The organism is Pseudomonas peradeniyensis, from assembly GCF_014268935.2.
Classification (GTDB): Bacteria; Pseudomonadota; Gammaproteobacteria; order Pseudomonadales; family Pseudomonadaceae; genus Aquipseudomonas; species Aquipseudomonas peradeniyensis.
Genome location: NZ_JABWRJ020000001.1, coordinates 1448701 through 1464359, shown reverse-complemented (window position 1 = coordinate 1464359; position 15659 = coordinate 1448701). Strand labels below are relative to the sequence as shown.

The window sequence follows — 15659 nt, the reverse complement described above, 5'->3', positions numbered from 1 at the left end:
CCTTAGATCAAAGGCATTGGACGGCACCTGCGCAAATGACGCAAAAGCCTATTGGCCCGCCTGCTGGCGTTGCCAGCGTTGCAGGTTCTCGACCACCAGTTGCTCGGGCAGCGGGCCTGCAACCAGCGCCTTCATCTTGCGCGCCAGCTGCTCGCGCAGCGCCGGCTTGTTGCAGCCGGACTTGTGTGACAACGCCAGGTACAACCCTTCGCTGGAGATTGGTGGTTCAAGCACCTCCAGCGCCTGCTCCTTACCCAGCGTGCGAGCAAGGGCCAGCCCGGGATAGTGTTCGAAGATCACATAATCGCTGCGCTTGAGCAGCAGCTTCTGAAAAGCCTGGGTGACGCTGGGCACGGCCTCGAGGTTGAGCTGCGCCCGGGCGTAGTCGTCGAAGGCCTGGCCGTGGCTGTTGTTGACCAGCGTTCCGCCACGTCGCCCCTTGAGGTCGGACCAGTCGCTGTAGGCGAACCCCTCCCCCTTGCGCACCCAGACCACACTGGAGTTGAACAGGAACGGCGGGCTGACGAAGTCCACCAGCAGCTCTCGCGCCTGGGTACGGAAATACCCGGCGAGCATGTCGACGCGCCCGCTGCTCACCTCTTCCTGGGCCCTGGACCAAGGTCCGACATACACCACGTCCACCACCAGGCCGAGTTCCTTGGCCACCTGCTTGAGCAGGTCGGCATTGGCGCCGATCAGGCGCTCGGGGTCCTGCGGGTCGCGCCAGAGGTAAGGGGGATACTCCGGATTGCCGGTGGCGGTGAGGTGCTGACAGGCGTCAGCGGCGACGGTGATCTTGGGCACCATCGCCAGGGCGAACGACAACATCACAGACAGGCCCAGACAACGTCCGCTCATTGCGTTCCTCGCGCTATGGATTACGCCACTGACAACGTGGCCTTACACAGTGTGCACGAGAAATGACCGATCGCCACGTGCACTGTCGTGATCCGTGCTGCGGTACGTCGTCACGCCTGTTCCTGAACGTGCCGGGCTGCCTCAGCCGGCAGCTCGCGGCATCAGGTCGTAGGGGTGTCTCCAGCCCGCAACCGCCTGTATCCGTGCCTTCCAGGCTTCGATATGGCGGAACTCGTCCAGCGCCAACCCCGTGTCTTCGGGCATGTACACATATCCCGCCAGGGACAGGTCGGCGATGGTCAGGCGCCCGCCCACCATGAATGGCGTGTCTGCCAGGTGCGCATCGACGATCTGGTAGGCCGCCCTGGCCCGCTCGCGCAAGAAGCGGGTGACATCCGACTCGCCCATGTTCTTCAGGCAGTAGATGAAACGCAAGGCCGCGTAATAGCTGGTGAACTTGTGGTTGTCGAACAGCATCCAGCGCCAGATCTCGCGCTTCTCATGGTCGTTGCGCGGGCCAAAGCGGCCGGTGCGCTCGGCCAGGTAGTCGAGGATCAACGCCGACTGGGTTAGCTTCTCGCCGGCATGCTCCAGCACGGGCACCTCGCCCTGTTCATTGACCGCATCACGCCAGTCCTGGCCACGGGTCTGGCCGTGGAAGAAATCGACGAACACCGGCGCCCAGTCCTGACCGGTGAGTTCCAGCATCAGTGCGACCTTGTAGGCGTTGCCGGATTCGGCAAAGCAGTGGAGCGTGTATTCGGCCATGGGTATCAGGTTCCCTTGATCAATGCAGGTCAGCAGAATGACCAGATCCTAATCCTGCAACGGCTGTGAACGCTACAGCCGTTTGCCTTGCCTTCACAGTGGAACTCCCGGCGACCCTTTGCGCTCTTAACATCATGCAGTAACTCCCTTGGGCATTACCTTTCCGGAGGACTCGCCATGCGCCATTTACTGCTCGTTCCCTCACTGCTGCTCCTGCTCCCCGCAGGTTTCGCCCTGGCCCGCGTCGATGCCGGGGATGTCGCCACCTCGGCGGGGATCTCCGCATCGCTGTACTCGACCTTCAAGGACGACAAACGGATCATTCCGGCCCGTGACGAACTGTCGGCCTTCGTCGCCAGTGGTGGTGCCATTCGCGGGGCTTACCTGGAGTCGGCGCTGGCCCATGTACGCCAGGCCAATCCCGGGCTGCAGGCCAGTGACGAGGAACTGGCCCGGGCGCTACTGTCGCAGGATGACGGGTTGGCGGATCACTGAGCGCAAGAAACCCGGGGCCGCCATGCGGCCCCTGCCTGTTCAGCGCGCCCGGTTGGTCACCCCGAAAGGGATGTGCACCGACGGCGCCACGGTGCTGGTGCTCTTCAGATGCCCCGACTGGTCGTCGAAGAAGATGTGCGGCTTGAGCACCTGCAGCACCCGCCGTTTCTCGATGCCCCCGAGGAAGAATGCATCGTTGGCCATCACCCCCCAGCTTTTCAGGGTGTTGAGCGCTCGTTCATGGGAGGGCGCGTTGCGCGCCGTGACGATCGATACCCGCAGACGGTTCTCGTAGCCGGGATGGGCCAGCTTGTGCTGCTCCTCGGCCGCCTGGATACGGGCGATGCGCACGAAAAACTCTTTGAGCGGGCCGGGGTTGTGCGGCTGGGTGACGTTGATCACCTCGTGGGCGTGAAAGCTGTCCAGCCCACCTGACTGCATCACCGCCTCCGACTCGTCCCCGGCCAGCACGCCGTCGAAGTCGAAGGCGATGCGCAGGTTGTCGTCGCTCTCGTCGTCATCGAACTTCGAATCCAGCACCTGCCCTGCCGGATAGCCGGCCTTGATTGCCGCATCGACGTGCTGCTTGTCAGCGGAGAGGAACAGGGCGATGTTCAACGCCGGGATATACTCGTACGGCGAGCGGCCCTGGGTGAAGATCGCCCGGGTCATGTTCAGGTCGTAATGGCCGATGGTCTTCATCACCCGCATGCCGGTGTCCGGGTCGTTCTGCGACAACAGCACCACCTCCACCAGCGGGTCCTCGGGATCGCCACGCAGATCGTTGAGGGCCAGCAGGCGCTTGATGAAGGGATAGGCAATGCCTTTTCCCAACGGCACGTCCAGGTGCTGCTCCTGGTATTTGCGGTACTGCGCCTCGCCCTCTCGACGGAACACCGCGTCCGACTCGCTGAGGTCGAACACCGCGCTGGAGGCGACACCGATGACCAGCCGATCATCCAGTTCGAAGGCCATGGGGCTTTCCTTGTATTGATAACGTTGTACGCGACGCCGCTCAGCCTTCGCTGCGGCCCTGCAGGCGCGAGGTCCAGTCCTCGACCTGGTGTTGCTCCAGGCGCTTCTCCAGGGTCCGGCGCCAGTTCGGTACCAGCGGCAGCGCCAGGCACTCACGCAACAGGTCGGGCTCCAGCCGCTTGTCGAACAGCACCGCCGAAAGCCGCGCCACCGACCATTCACCGTGCGGGCGCTCGACCAGTTGCAGGGCATCACCCGCCTCGACCACGCCCTCCTCCAGCACCCGGTAGTACCAGCCAGTACGCCCGCTCTGCTGCACCCGCAACGCCATCTGCGCCACGTCGAAGCGGTCGTTGAGCTTCCAGCACGGCATGCGCCCCTGGGAGATTTCCAGCAACGCCGTGCCGACGCGGATCCGGTCGCCCAGGCAGACATCGGCCTCGCGCCAACCGGTGCTGCTGAAATTTTCGCCGAAGGCGCCGGGCTGAGTCAGCAGAGGGTGCTCGCCCAGCTCGGCGGTCCATTCCGGATAATGCTCGCGGGGATAATGGTGAATGGCCTTCTCGACGCCACCGTGTACGCGCAGATCGCCCTGTTCATCGCCGGCGATGCCAAGGAAGGTCACTGCCAGCGGGCCTTGGCGAGGTTGCTTGTCGATGGCGCTGTGCGAACCCGGGCGGGTGAATGGCCGGGCACAGCCGGTGAGCAGGCTGTCGAGGCGCGGGCTGGGCGAGGTCATGCGGCGGTCTCGTGGAAAGATCCGCCAGAGCTTACACCAGAGCGCTGGGTAATACCTCAGGGAGCGGGCAAGCCCGCTCCTGCAAAGCTGTACCGAGCGTTACTTGCCCCGCGCCTTGTTGTAGATGGTCTTGGCGCGGTCGGCCGAGGTTTGGCATTTGGCCATGTCGCCTTTGTCCCTGGCGTCCTTGGCCTGCTTGAGCAGCTCGTGATAGTCATGGGCCATGCCGCCGTGCAACGCCTGGCCATCGGTCTTGCTGATGCTCTCCAGATCATTGATCTTGGCATCGCAATTGGTCGCCGCACTATCCTCGGCGTGGGCGGCGAAACTCAGTACACAGGTGATCGCTAGCAGTGTCATGGATTTCATGGCGTGTTCTCCTGGGAAATCGACGCAGAACAGAGCTTAGTCCGCCCGTGCATGCCCGACGGGCCTTCAGCCCAACGGTCGTGCAACCTCGCCGACCAGGAAGTCGATGAATACCCGCACCTTCAACGGCATGTGCCGGGCCTGCGGATACACCAGCATGAACGGCCGCGACGTCCCGCCATGCCCGGCCAGCACCTCGACCAGTTCGCCACTGTCCAGCGCAGCCTGCACGGTGAAGCGGTACGCCTGCATCAGGCCGCCGCCATGGCGCACCAGCGTGGTGGTGGCAAGGAAATCGCCCAGGCAAGTGAACGCACCCTGGGTCTCGAGCTCGACCAACAGCCCGTCACGGCGAAAGCTCCAGGGCGGTCGCCTGCCGCTGCTGGGCAGCTCGAACTGGATGCACTCATGCCCGGCCAGGTCCTCCAGGGTCTGTGGCGTACCAGCCCGGGCCAGATAGCCGGGGGTGGCGACCACCACCAGCTCGGCGTCCTCCAGGCGCCGGGCCACCAACCGCGAATCGGCGGGCGCGCGGCCACGGATCGCCAGGTCGAAGTGCTCCTCGGCGAAATCGACGTTGCGGTTGCTGACATGCACATCCACCTGCACCCCTGGATAGCGCTGGCGAAAACGCGGCAGCAGCGGCAACAGGCGGTGATGGGCGTAGGGCGTTGGCGCGCTGATACGCAGGCGACCCGCGGGCTCGAGCTGGCCACCGGTGACCTGGCGCTCGGCCTCGACCAGTTGGCCCAGCGCCTGGCGACAGTGCTGGTAATAGGCCTGGCCGGCCTCGCTCAGGCGCATCTGCCGGGTGGTGCGCACGAACAGGCGCACGCCCAGGCGCTCCTCCAGGCGCGCCACCGAGCGGCTCACCGCTGCGGGCGTGACCCCGGCCAGGGTGGCCGCCTCGGTAAAGCTGCCGGCATCGGCGGCAAGGCAGAACAACTCCAGGCTGCCCAGTTGCAGGTCATCGAAATGGCGGGTCATGGTGGGCTCTATTAATTACATGATGTATCGATTGAAATGCCATACGCCTCATTTTTCAAGCTGACGTTGCAACTTAGAGTGGCTCCACACCCGAGCAACGGCTCGCACCACCGGAGATCCTCCCATGAGCAAGGCAAGAACCGTCATCATCACCGGCGCCTCCAGCGGCCTGGGCTTCGCCCTGGCCCAGGCCTACCTCGAGCGTGGCGACAATGTGGTCGGCAACGCCCGTACCCAGGCGCGCCTCGACGAGGCCGCCGCCCGCCTGGGCAACCCGGCCGGATTCATCGGCGTGGCCGGCGACATCGCCGAGAAAACCACCGCCGAACGGCTGTTCGCCGCCGCCCTGGAAGCCTTCGGCCGGGTCGATATCCTGGTCAACAACGCCGGGATCTTCATTCCCAAACCGATGACCGACTACACCGAGGCCGACGTCGACGCGTTGGTCGGCACCAACCTCAAGGGTTTCTTCTACCCCGCCCAGGCCGCGGCGAAAATCATGAAGGCCCAGGGCCACGGGCATATCGTCGCCATCACCGCCTCGGTGGCCCTGCAACCGGACACCCGCGTCCCGGCGCTGCTGCCGGTGCTGGTCAAGGGCGGGCTGAACCAAGCGGTCAAGGGCCTGGCCCTGGAGCTGGCAGCGAGCGGCGTGCAGGTCAACGCCGTGGCCCCGGGCATCATCGACACGCCGCTGCACAGCGGCCACACCGAAGGGCTCGGCGCGCTGTCTCCGAGCGGGCGCACCGGCAGGCCCGAGGATGTGGTGGACGCCGTGCTGTACCTGACCGATGCCCGCTTCGTCAGCGGCGTCATCCTCCCCGTCGACGGTGGCAGCACCGCCGGCACCTGGCACTGAAACTGGAGCGACGCACATGCCTTATGTCCATATCCGCGTGACCGATGAAGGCGTCACGGCCGAACACAAGCGCCAGCTGATCGAGGGCACGACCCACCTGCTTGAGCAGGTACTCAACAAGCCGCCGGCGAGCACCTTCGTGGTGATCGAGGAAGTCCCCACCGACAACTGGGGCGTCGGTGGCGAATCGGTGACCTCATTGAGAGCACGCGAACGGCGATAAAGCCACCACCGTCCTGGACAACCGGCCGGTTCGCATGCGCCTAACGCAACAGCGCCTGGATCTGCTCGTGGAGCGTGTCGAGGTCGAACGGCTTGGCCAGGATCGGCGCCTTGCGCGCGATCGGGCTGCCCGACTCGACAATCTCCGCCGGGTAGCCACTGATGAAGATCACCTTCAGGTCCGGGCGCAGCTTCACCGCAGGCTCGGCGATCTCCACTCCGGAAATCCCCCCTGGCAGGCGGAAATCAGTGACCATCAGGTCCAGGTGCGGCTTGCTCGCCAGGATCGCGAACGCCTGCTCGCCATCTTCGGCCACCAGCACGTGGTAGCCCTCGCCGGCCAGGTAGTCGCGCAGGATCATGCGGATCGCCGGCTCGTCCTCGACCACCAGTACCACGTCTTGTGCATCTTCACTCATGACAACGCCTTCGCATTCAACAGGTTGGCCATCAGACCCCAGCACTACGCAGAGGTTGCGCGGGCCGGGTCACAATGTTGCGACTGCGCCGACAGCGGCAGGCGCACGGTGAAGGTCGAGCCGACGCCGGCCTGGCTGTCGACCTGGATCCGCCCGCCGTGGGCCAGGACGATCTGCTCGGAGATGTACAGACCCAGGCCCAGGCCGCCCGTGGCCTGCTGCGCGGCGACGCGCTCGAACTGCTGGAAGATCCGCTGCAGATGCTGGGCATCGATGCCGATGCCATGGTCCTGCACCTGCACGCAGGCCATGTCGTCCTCCTCGAACACCCGTACCTGCACCGGTTTGCGGTCACCGTAGCGCAAGGCATTGGACAACAGGTTGGCCACCACTTGTTCAATCCGGAACTCGTCCCACTCGCCCTGCAAGGGGTCGCAGCGCTGCAGTTCGAGCGGCGTGTCCACGGCGCCGGCCTGGGCGGCGAAGTTCTCCACCAGGCCCCGTACAAGCTGACCGAGGTCGAAGGTCCGGGGGCGGATCGACAGCTTGCCGGTACGGATCCGCGACACATCGAGCATGTCCTCGACCAGGCGGATCAGGCTGTTGATCTGGCGCTCGTCGCGCTCGACCATGGCCTTGAGCTTGTCCTCGCTGAACGCCGCCAGGTTGCCGCGGGACAGGTGCAGGCGGCGCAGCTGGGTCTCCAGGATCAGCCCGTTGAGCGGCGTGCGCACCTCGTGGGAGACGATCGACATGAAGTCGTCGCGCATGCGTACCGCGTGCTCCAGCTCGCCCCGCGCCACCTGCAGCTGGGCCAGCAGCAGCTCCTGCTCCTGGCGGCTCTGCTCCAGGGCCTGCAACTGACGATCCAGGGCCTTGCGCTGGCGGAACAGGTCGACGAACACCGACACCTTGCTCTTCACCGCCAGGGTTTCCAGCGGCTTGTGCAGGAAATCCACGGCGCCGCTCTCGTAGCCCTTGAAGGCGTAGTTCATCTCGCGCCCGGCGGCGCTGACGAAGACGATGGGAATGTTGCGGGTCTTTTCCGTGCCGCGCATCAGCTCGGCCAGCTCGAAGCCGTTCATGCCCGGCATCTGCACATCGAGAATGGCCAGGGCGAACTCGTGCTCGAGCAGCAGCGACAAGGCCTGCTCGGCGGACTGCGCCTGGTGCACCTCGCGGTCCTCGCCCTGGATCAGGGCGTCGAGGGCCAGCAGGTTCTCCGGCAGGTCGTCGACGATCAGCAGTTTCGCGGTGATGTGGCTTAGCATGCGCTGGGTTCCAGGGTAGCGAGCAACTGCCCGATACCGCCAAGGGAAAGAATATGGTCAGGGTCGTGCAGGGCCAGGGCGGCCTCCGGCATCAACGCCACCTGTGCGTCGCGGGGGTCCTGGACAACCGTCCGGCCACCGCTTTGTCTGATGCGCAAAAGCCCGCGGGCGCCGTCTTCGTTGGCCCCGGTGAGCAGCACGCCGAGCAGGCCCGGGCCATAGGCATCGGCGGCCGACTCGAAGAGAAAATCGATCGCCGGGCGCGAGAAATGCACCGGCGCTTCCTGGCTGAGCGAGAAGCTGAAGTCGCGCTCGACCGACAAGTGATAACCCGGCCCCGCCACGTAGATCAGCCCCGGCTCGATCCGCGCCTTGTCCAGGGCCTCGCGCACCGGCCGGCGCAGGCGCCGCTGCAACACTTCGGCGAGCTGGCTGTGGCGGTCGTCCGGCAGGTGCAGCAGGCACAGTACCGGGATGGCGAAATCGGCCGGCAATGCGCCAAGCACGCTGAACAGCGCCGTGACGCCGCCCGCCGAGGCACCGATGACGATCGCGCTCACGCCGTTCATGTCTTGCGGTAGATCCGCTCGGGCCGCACCAGCGGCTCGAAGCCTTCACTGTAGGCCGAGAAATCCACCGACTCCTTGCTGCCCAGCACCAGGAAACCACGGTGGCACAGCGACTCGTGGAACAGGCCCAGGGCGCGGTCCTGCAGATCCTTGTTGAAGTAGATCAGCACGTTGCGGCATGACACCAGCTGGGTCTCGGAAAACACGCTGTCGGTGGCCAGGCTGTGGTCGGCGAAGGTCACGTTGTCGCGCAGGCTTGAGTCCATGATGGCGTTGCCGTAGGCGGCGGTATAGTACTCGGAGAAATCCCGCCGGCCACCGGCCTTGCGGTAGTTCTCCTCGTACTCGCGCATGCTCTGCATCGAGTAGATGCCCTGCTTGGCGCGCTCCAGCGAGTGCGGATTGATGTCGGTGGCATAGAGGATGGTGCGCTCCAGCAGGCCTTCCTCGCGCAGCAGGATGGCCATGGAGTACACCTCCTCGCCGGTGCTGCAGCCGGCGATCCACAGCTTCAGCGACGGCCAGGTGCGCAGCAGCGGCACCACTTCGTTGCGCAGCGCGAGGAAATGCCCGGGGTCGCGGAACATCTCGCTGACCGGGATCGTCAGGTACTGCAGCAGCTCAAGGAACATGCCCGGGTCGTGCAGCACCCGCTCCTGCAGCGCCGACACCGTGCGGCAGTCGAACTGACGCACGGCGTGGAGGATCCGGCGCTTGATCGAGGCGCCGGAGTAATCGCGAAAATCGTAGCTGTACTTGAGGTAGATCGCCTCGATCAGCAGCCGGATCTCGATATCGGTGTTGCGTTCACTGGTCAAGATTTCAGATTCGCTCCAATTGCGGCAGCCAGACCCGGATCAGCGAGAACAGGCGGTCCAGGTCGATCGGTTTGGCCAGGTAGTCGTTGGCGCCAGCCTGCAGGCAGCGCTGCTGGTCGTCCTTCATCGCCTTGGCGGTCACGGCGATGATCGGCAGCTTGCGCCAGCGCGGCTGCTGGCGAATCAGCCGGGTGGCCTCGTAGCCGTCCATCTCCGGCATCATCACGTCCATCAGCACCAGGTCGATGTCGTCGTTGGCCTCCAGGCACTCGATGGCCTCGCGCCCGTTGCGGCCGATCTCGACGATGGCGCCCTTGTGCTCCAGGGCGCTGGTCAGGGCGAAGATATTGCGCACGTCGTCGTCCACCAGCAGGACCTTGCGCCCCTCGAACACCTTGTCGCGGCTGCGCGCGGTCTTGAGCATGCGCTGGCGTTCGTTGGACAGCTGCGACTCGACCTTGTGCAGGAACAGCGTGACTTCGTCGAGCAGACGCTCGGGCGAACGCGCGCCCTTGATGATGATCGAGCGCGAATACTTGAGCAGGTCGGCCTCCTCCTCGCGGGTGAGGTTGCGCCCGGTGTAGACGATCACCGGCGGGAAGCTGCGGATGTCCTCGGCGGTCATGCGCTTGAGCAGCTCGTTGCCGAGCATGTCGGGCAGCTTGAGGTCGATGATCATGCAGTCGTAGATGTTCTCGCGCAGCAGTGCCAGGGCGTCCTGGGCCATGGCCACGGCGGTGATCTGGATATCGTCGTCGCCGATCAGGCGGGCGATGCTTTCGCGCTGCAGGTCATCGTCCTCCACCAGCAGGATGTGCTTGAGCTTCTGCGTGAGCTTGGCCTCCAGGCGGCCGAACACCGCCTTGAGCTCCTCGCGGCTGGTGGGTTTGACCGCGTAGCCCACCGCGCCCATGTGCATGGCCGCCTCGACGCGGTCCTCCACCGAGATGATGTGCACCGGGATATGCCGGGTGCCGGCCTGCTCTTTCAGGCGCTGCAGCACGGTGAGCCCGGAATGGTCGGGCAGGCGCATGTCCAGCAGGATGGCGTCGGGCAGGTACTGCGCGGCCAGCTCGAAGCCTTCGTCGGCGGCATGGGCGACCAGGCAGCTGTAGCCCAGTTCGTGGGCCAGGTCGAAGAGGATGCGGGCGAAGTTCGGCTCGTCCTCGATCACCAGGATGCAGCGGTTGGCGAACGGCGCCTGGGCGCGGTCGTCGGCGAAGGCCGGGGCCGGGCGCTCGGTGCGCACCGGCGCCGGTACCGGCGGCGCTGGTGGCAGTTCGTCGACTGCCGGGCGCAGACTGTGCACCTCGACCTGTTGCGCCGACGGCTCGAAGTGTTCCGGCAGGATCAGACTGAACACGCTGCCCTGCCCCGGGCTGCTGTCGACGTTGATCTGCCCGCCCAGCAGGTGCGCCAGGTCGCGGGAGATCGACAGGCCCAGCCCGGTGCCGCCATAGCGGCGGTTGCTGGTGCCGTCGACCTGGTGGAAGGCGCCGAAGATCGCCTGCTGCTGGTCGGCGGCGATACCGATGCCGGTGTCGCGCACGGCGAAGACGATACCCAGGCCGGCCTGGTGGCTGATGCCCAGGCTGACCTGGCCGCGCTCGGTGAACTTGATGGCGTTGGACAGCAGGTTCTTGAGGATCTGCTCCAGGCGCTGGCGGTCGGTGAACAGGCTCGCCGGCAACGGCTGCTCGAGCTTGACCTCGAAAGCCAGGCCCTTGTCCTGGGCGAGCGGCTGGAACATACCCCGCAGGCCATCGACCAGGCGCTCCAGCGGCGTGCTCTCGGCGCGCACCTCGAGCTTGCCGGCCTCGACCTTGGCGATGTCGAGGATATCGTTGATCAGGTTCAGCAGATCGTTGCCGGCCGAGTAGATCGACTCGGCGAACTTGACCTGCTCCTCGCTGAGGTTGCCCTCGGCGTTCTCGGACAAGAGCTTGGCCAGGATCAGCGAGCTGTTGAGCGGCGTGCGCAGCTCGTGGGACATGTTGGCAAGGAACTCGGACTTGTACTTGCTCGAGCGCTGCAGATCGTCGGCGCGGGCCTGCAGTTCGACCTGGGCCTGGTTGAGCTCGCCGTTCTTGCGGTCCAGGGCTTCGGTGCGCTCGGCCAGTTGCTCGTTGGTCTGCTCAAGTTCCGCCTGCTGGGTCTCAAGGTGAGCCTGGGACTCCTTGAGTACCCGCGACTGCTCCTCGAGCTCCTCGTTGGCGGTCTTGAGCTCCTCCTGCTGCACCTGCAGCTCCTCGTTGAGCTGCTGGGTCTCGGCCAGCACCTCCTGCAGGCGCTGGCGGTAGCGCGCGCTCTCGATGGAGATGCCCAGGTTCTCGGTGATCCGCTCCAGCAGCTCCACGTCGCGCTCCTGCAGCGCGCGCAGGAAACCCAGCTCCAGCACGCCGTTGACCCGCCCGTCGTCCTGGGACGGCACCAGCACGCCGCTGCGCGGCAGGCCGCTGCCAAGGCCCGAACTCAAGCGATAGTAGTCCTCCGGCAGCGCGTCCAGACGCAGCAGGCGCCCTTGGACCACCGCCTCGCCCAGCAGGCCGGCATGATCACCCAGACGCGGCTCGCTCCCCTGCTGTTCGGCATCCAGGCCATAGGTGGCGACCCGCACCAGCTGGCCATGCTCATCGCGCACGTACAGCGCGCCGACCACGCTGCCCAGGTAGCCGGCGAAGAAGCGCAGGATATTGTCGCCGAGCATGGGCAGGGTCAGTTGGCCCAGCACCTGCTCGGCCAGCTGGGTCTGCCCGGCGCGCAGCCAGGCCTGGTGCTCCAGGCGCTCGGCGGCGCGTTGCTGGGCCTCCAGGTTCGACACGTAGCTGGACGACAATGCCAGCAAGTCACGACGCCCCAGGTAGGCGAGCAAGGCGCTCAGGGCGACGATGAACAGCACGAAAGCCGAGATCGCGGTGACCGTGACCCTGCTGACCGTCTCGTTGCGCGTCGTGCGCAGCTGCTGTTCGGTGTTGATGAAGGTATCGAACTCCTTGCGGATCTCGTCGGTCAGGCGCTTGCCGCGGCCACGACCGATCGACGCTTGCACATCGCCCTGGCTGCGGCGCTGGCTGATCATCTCGTTGCCAAAGGTGTTCCATTCACGCTGCAAGGCCGCGATGCGGTCGATGCGGTCGACCTGCTGGGGGTTGTCGGCGACCATTTCCTTCAGGCTGTCCAGGCTGCCGAAGATGCGCGGCTTGGCCACCTCGTACGGATCGAGGAAACGCTCCTCGCCGGTCAGCAGGTAGCCGCGCATGCCGGTTTCCATATCGATCGACAGCTTGATCGTCTCGTTGGCATTGCCGATCACCCGGTCGGTGTGCTCGACCCACTGCATGGCCGAGAGCAGGTAGTTGATCACCGCGACAAACGCCACGGCGCCCAGGAGCCCTACGCCCAGGGGCAGGCCGACGTTGCGGCTCAGCAGTTTGCGAAAGCTGCGTTGGTCCATCGAGGCTGCTTGAATCATCTGAAAGTGCCCGAGTGAAAAAAGTCCATTGAACAGTCCGACGGCTACGTCTTGTAAGTGCTACCTGTGCCAGACCGACCGGGGGAATACAGCGAGTCTAACCAGCTTTGGCGGATCTGGCAGGGCATTTAGCCAGTATTTGAAGCCTGTCTATGGCAATCGTTCCATCTATTTGCCCGTGCCGTTAAGCTTGGGAACTTCTGCCATGGCCCTGCGCACAGAGTAGAGACAATCCATCGAAACAGGATCCGCACCATGCACCTTCTGGTAGTCGAAGACGACGACATCGTACGCATGCTGATAGTCGAAGTGCTCGGCGAACTGGGCTATACCGCCATCGAGGCCGACAGTGCCGGCGCGGCCCTGAAGATCATCGAGGATCCCGACCAGCCGCTGGCGCTGTTGATGACCGACGTCGGCCTGCCCGACCTGCGCGGCGAGGAACTGGCCGCCAAGGCCCGCGAAGTCCGGCCATTGCTGCCGGTGCTGTTCGCCAGCGGCTATGCCGAGAGCTTCACTGTGCCCGAGGGCATGCACCTGATCGGCAAGCCGTTCAGCATCGATCAACTGCGCGATAAGGTGCTGGAGATTCTCGGTGCGCCATAGCGGATCGTCCACGCCTGGCTCGAACCCCGTGTCTGATGATCGGATGGGGCCTCCAGGCGTCCACCACATACCTTGCAGCGCCTATGAGATCGAGCGCCGCCCGCGCGGCGCATCGCGGATGAATCCGCTCCTACATTTGTTGCAACGTACCGAACCTGTCAGGCCATGGTTGCCAGCCTTGGTGCCGGTCTTGAGACAGGTGGGGCGCCAGCAATGCCCACCGAAAACCGCGTCGAGCGCACAAGGCTTACCACCATGGCCTATCAGGCATGGCCACGTTGCAACAAATGTAGGAGCGGATTCATCCGCGATGCGCCGCGCGGGCGGCGCTCGGCCTGATAGGCGCTACAGCTCTAACGTCGCACACCTTCTGAAATAATTTGAACGTCTTGCACTTTTAAGCTTCCAACGTTCGAGGTATGCCTCTTTCGCCGGAACGCCACCATGAAGATGCCCTGCCGCGCCCCCTGCGTCCTGCTGGAACTGGACTTTGTCCGCGACACCCTGTTCGGCCGGGTGGCCCAGCGCGCCGAGTGTCAGGTACAACTGGCGGCCCTCAGCCTGCAAGGCCGCCCGGCACTGCGCCTGCATATCGAGCCGCCGCTGCCGGGCAAGGTCGAGAAAGCCCACAGCGTCGCCTTCGCCTGGGAAGGACGCAACTACCGCGGGGTGGTCCGCGAGCATGTCAAATGCGGTGACGGTGGCATCAACCTGCTGCTCGAGCTCTTATGACCTCAGGCGCTGACCTTGCGCACGGTGGTCGGGGCAATGCGCTGCGCTTTGACCCGTGCCACCAGTCCCAGTAGGTCATGGCAGCTGTTGAGCTCGGCGATCGGCACGCCGGTCACGGTCAGGCAGTCGTCCAGGCTCTGTCCCTGTCCCAGGCGAATGGTCAGGTGTTCGCCGTCCGGGCAACTCACCTCGCAGCGGTCAGGCAGGCAGGCCTGTTCGATCATTTGCCGCATCTCAAGCATCGAAACGCCAATCAACGACATGGTACGACCCTCTCTGTACTGGATGGCCTGTTGGGTGTGGTACGCCCTCGACTGGCAGGCTGCCAATTGATATTGCCCATGCCCGGGTGCAGGTCCATTCGCCCAGGCAATGACAACGTCGAAGTGCCTCTAGCACCTTAGTGGAAGAAACCACCGGCATGGGATTGTTCGATCGATGCGACCATCTTGGCGACGGGTGGTCGGTGTTTAAAACCGTGCAAGCTCCTCGCGACAGAACTCCACGAACAATTGCGCCGGTTTGGTCAGTTGCACACGCTTGAGGTGCGCCGCCGCCAGGCCCGACAGCGCCACCGGCTCGGTGATGTCGAGGGTCACCAGGCGCTGTCCGTCGTAGGTGAACTCGGAGTGCGGCCGGGTCACCAGCAGCGAGAAACCGAAGCCCTGCCCCACCATGCCCCGGACCATCTCGATCGACGGCGAACTGAAGACGATGTTCGGCGTCAGCCCCAGCTCGTTGAACAGGCTGACGAAGTAGGTGCGGCTCGGCGCCACATCGAGCAGGATCATCGGTTCCGGGCACAGGTCGCGCAGCGACACCTGGGTCTGGCCGGCGAAACGGTGCTTTTCCGGCAGCAGCACATAGGGCTTCTGCGCCGGCATCAACGGCTCGGTCTCGATGGTGCCGTCCAGGTCATGATCGTAAAGGAACGCCAGGTCGAAGGTGCCCGCCGTCAGGCCCTGGATCAGGTCCTGCTGTTCGCCGTCGCGCAGGCGGATGTCCACCCCCGGGTAACGCTGGCGAAAACCGGCGATCAGCCGCGGCAGGTACAAAGGCGCCACGGTCTCGAAACAGCCGATGTCGATCTGCCCGGCCACCGTGTCGTTGTCGGCCAGGGCGTTCTGCTCGAACTCATGGGCCATCTGCAGCAAGGCCCGGGTCTTGGCGTAGAAGCGCTTGCCGCTGGGCGTCAGCGACACGCCCTGGGCGTGATGGCGGATGAACAGCTGCACGCCGAAGCTCTCTTCCAGGCTCTTGATCGCGGTGGAAATCGACGGCTGGGCGATATACAGCTGACGCGAGGCCTCAGCGACGCTGCCGGCCTCCACGGTGGTGACGAAGTACTTGAGTTGGCGCAAGGTGTAGGAAGCCACGCTGACCTCTCTGGCGCCGGGGGCAGCGCACGGAATTTTTCTGTCAGCTTACCTCGGCTTGGCACGTGTGGGCTGGCCGCGCAGACAAGGATTTACCTTGGGGTTGAGCACAATTTTCCGTTGC

Annotated in this window: 18 protein-coding genes; 5 read left to right on the top strand and 13 right to left on the bottom strand. The window is 64.9% G+C overall.

All coding sequences use genetic code 11. The features are described 5' to 3' along the window. Window positions 1-48 precede the first annotated feature (48 nt). On the bottom strand, window positions 49-858 hold the full coding sequence (locus HU751_RS06290) for a substrate-binding periplasmic protein (protein WP_186735191.1): 810 nt from the start codon (window positions 856-858) through the stop codon (window positions 49-51). Window positions 859-999: 141 nt separating this feature from the next. Next, window positions 1000-1626 (bottom strand): glutathione S-transferase family protein, encoded by a 627-nt coding sequence (locus HU751_RS06285; protein WP_186735193.1) that lies wholly within the window; start codon window positions 1624-1626, stop codon window positions 1000-1002. A 177-nt stretch (window positions 1627-1803) separates the two neighbouring features. On the opposite strand from HU751_RS06285, the gene HU751_RS06280 reads away from it, so the two are divergent. Next, window positions 1804-2121, top strand: coding sequence for a DUF2388 domain-containing protein (locus HU751_RS06280; RefSeq protein ID WP_186735195.1), 318 nt, complete (start codon window positions 1804-1806; stop codon window positions 2119-2121). Window positions 2122-2160: 39 nt separating this feature from the next. Here HU751_RS06280 and HU751_RS06275 read toward each other — a convergent pair whose 3' ends face one another. From HU751_RS06275 to HU751_RS06260, 4 genes are all read right to left on the bottom strand, one after another. Beyond that, a complete protein-coding gene (locus tag HU751_RS06275) occupies window positions 2161-3096 on the bottom strand; it encodes a 5'-nucleotidase (protein ID WP_186735197.1) in 936 nt (311 codons plus the stop codon). A gap of 40 nt (window positions 3097-3136) precedes the next feature. Next, a complete protein-coding gene (locus HU751_RS06270; protein WP_186735199.1) occupies window positions 3137-3835 on the bottom strand; it encodes an MOSC domain-containing protein in 699 nt (232 codons plus the stop codon). Window positions 3836-3934: 99 nt separating this feature from the next. After that, window positions 3935-4204 carry a PA2433 domain-containing protein gene (locus HU751_RS06265; RefSeq protein ID WP_186735201.1) on the bottom strand — a complete coding sequence of 90 codons (270 nt, stop codon included), beginning with the start codon at window positions 4202-4204 and terminating at the stop codon, window positions 3935-3937. Between the two features lie 66 nt (window positions 4205-4270). Beyond that, window positions 4271-5191: a LysR family transcriptional regulator gene (locus tag HU751_RS06260; protein WP_186735203.1), complete on the bottom strand. Its 921-nt coding sequence runs from the start codon at window positions 5189-5191 to the stop codon at window positions 4271-4273. 124 nt (window positions 5192-5315) lie between these two features. Between HU751_RS06260 and HU751_RS06255 the strand changes: the two genes are divergently transcribed. After that, complete coding sequence (locus HU751_RS06255; RefSeq protein WP_186735205.1) at window positions 5316-6050, top strand: SDR family NAD(P)-dependent oxidoreductase; 735 nt, start codon at window positions 5316-5318, stop codon at window positions 6048-6050. Between the two features lie 16 nt (window positions 6051-6066). Then, on the top strand, window positions 6067-6273 hold the full coding sequence (locus HU751_RS06250; RefSeq protein WP_186735207.1) for a tautomerase family protein: 207 nt from the start codon (window positions 6067-6069) through the stop codon (window positions 6271-6273). Between the two features lie 40 nt (window positions 6274-6313). On the opposite strand, the gene HU751_RS06245 is transcribed toward HU751_RS06250, so the two are convergent. The 5 genes from HU751_RS06245 to HU751_RS06225 are packed head-to-tail and all read right to left on the bottom strand — an operon-like array spanning window position 6314 to window position 12821. Beyond that, window positions 6314-6691 (bottom strand): response regulator, encoded by a 378-nt coding sequence (locus tag HU751_RS06245; protein WP_186714380.1) that lies wholly within the window; start codon window positions 6689-6691, stop codon window positions 6314-6316. A 44-nt stretch (window positions 6692-6735) separates the two neighbouring features. Then, window positions 6736-7962 (bottom strand): hybrid sensor histidine kinase/response regulator, encoded by a 1227-nt coding sequence (locus HU751_RS06240; RefSeq protein ID WP_186735209.1) that lies wholly within the window; start codon window positions 7960-7962, stop codon window positions 6736-6738. Next, window positions 7956-8531 carry a chemotaxis protein CheB gene (locus HU751_RS06235; RefSeq protein ID WP_186735211.1) on the bottom strand — a complete coding sequence of 192 codons (576 nt, stop codon included), beginning with the start codon at window positions 8529-8531 and terminating at the stop codon, window positions 7956-7958. The genes HU751_RS06240 and HU751_RS06235 overlap by 7 nt, the downstream gene beginning before the upstream one ends. Next, window positions 8528-9349, bottom strand: a complete 822-nt coding sequence (locus HU751_RS06230) for a CheR family methyltransferase (RefSeq protein ID WP_050705979.1) — start codon at window positions 9347-9349, stop codon at window positions 8528-8530. Before HU751_RS06230 ends, HU751_RS06235 begins: the two co-directional genes overlap by 4 nt. Window positions 9350-9353: 4 nt before the next feature. Beyond that, window positions 9354-12821 (bottom strand): response regulator, encoded by a 3468-nt coding sequence (locus tag HU751_RS06225; protein ID WP_186735213.1) that lies wholly within the window; start codon window positions 12819-12821, stop codon window positions 9354-9356. A gap of 255 nt (window positions 12822-13076) precedes the next feature. Between HU751_RS06225 and HU751_RS06220 the strand changes: the two genes are divergently transcribed. Beyond that, complete coding sequence (locus HU751_RS06220; protein WP_186735215.1) at window positions 13077-13427, top strand: response regulator; 351 nt, start codon at window positions 13077-13079, stop codon at window positions 13425-13427. Window positions 13428-13871: 444 nt separating this feature from the next. Further along, window positions 13872-14159: a hypothetical protein gene (locus HU751_RS06215; protein ID WP_186714385.1), complete on the top strand. Its 288-nt coding sequence runs from the start codon at window positions 13872-13874 to the stop codon at window positions 14157-14159. A 2-nt stretch (window positions 14160-14161) separates the two neighbouring features. On the opposite strand, the gene HU751_RS06210 is transcribed toward HU751_RS06215, so the two are convergent. Beyond that, entirely contained in the window at window positions 14162-14422 is a 261-nt protein-coding gene (locus HU751_RS06210; protein ID WP_186733219.1) for a DUF1652 domain-containing protein, read from the bottom strand. A 207-nt stretch (window positions 14423-14629) separates the two neighbouring features. Continuing rightward, on the bottom strand, window positions 14630-15535 hold the full coding sequence (locus tag HU751_RS06205; protein ID WP_186714387.1) for a LysR family transcriptional regulator: 906 nt from the start codon (window positions 15533-15535) through the stop codon (window positions 14630-14632). Window positions 15536-15659: the final 124 nt, after the last annotated feature.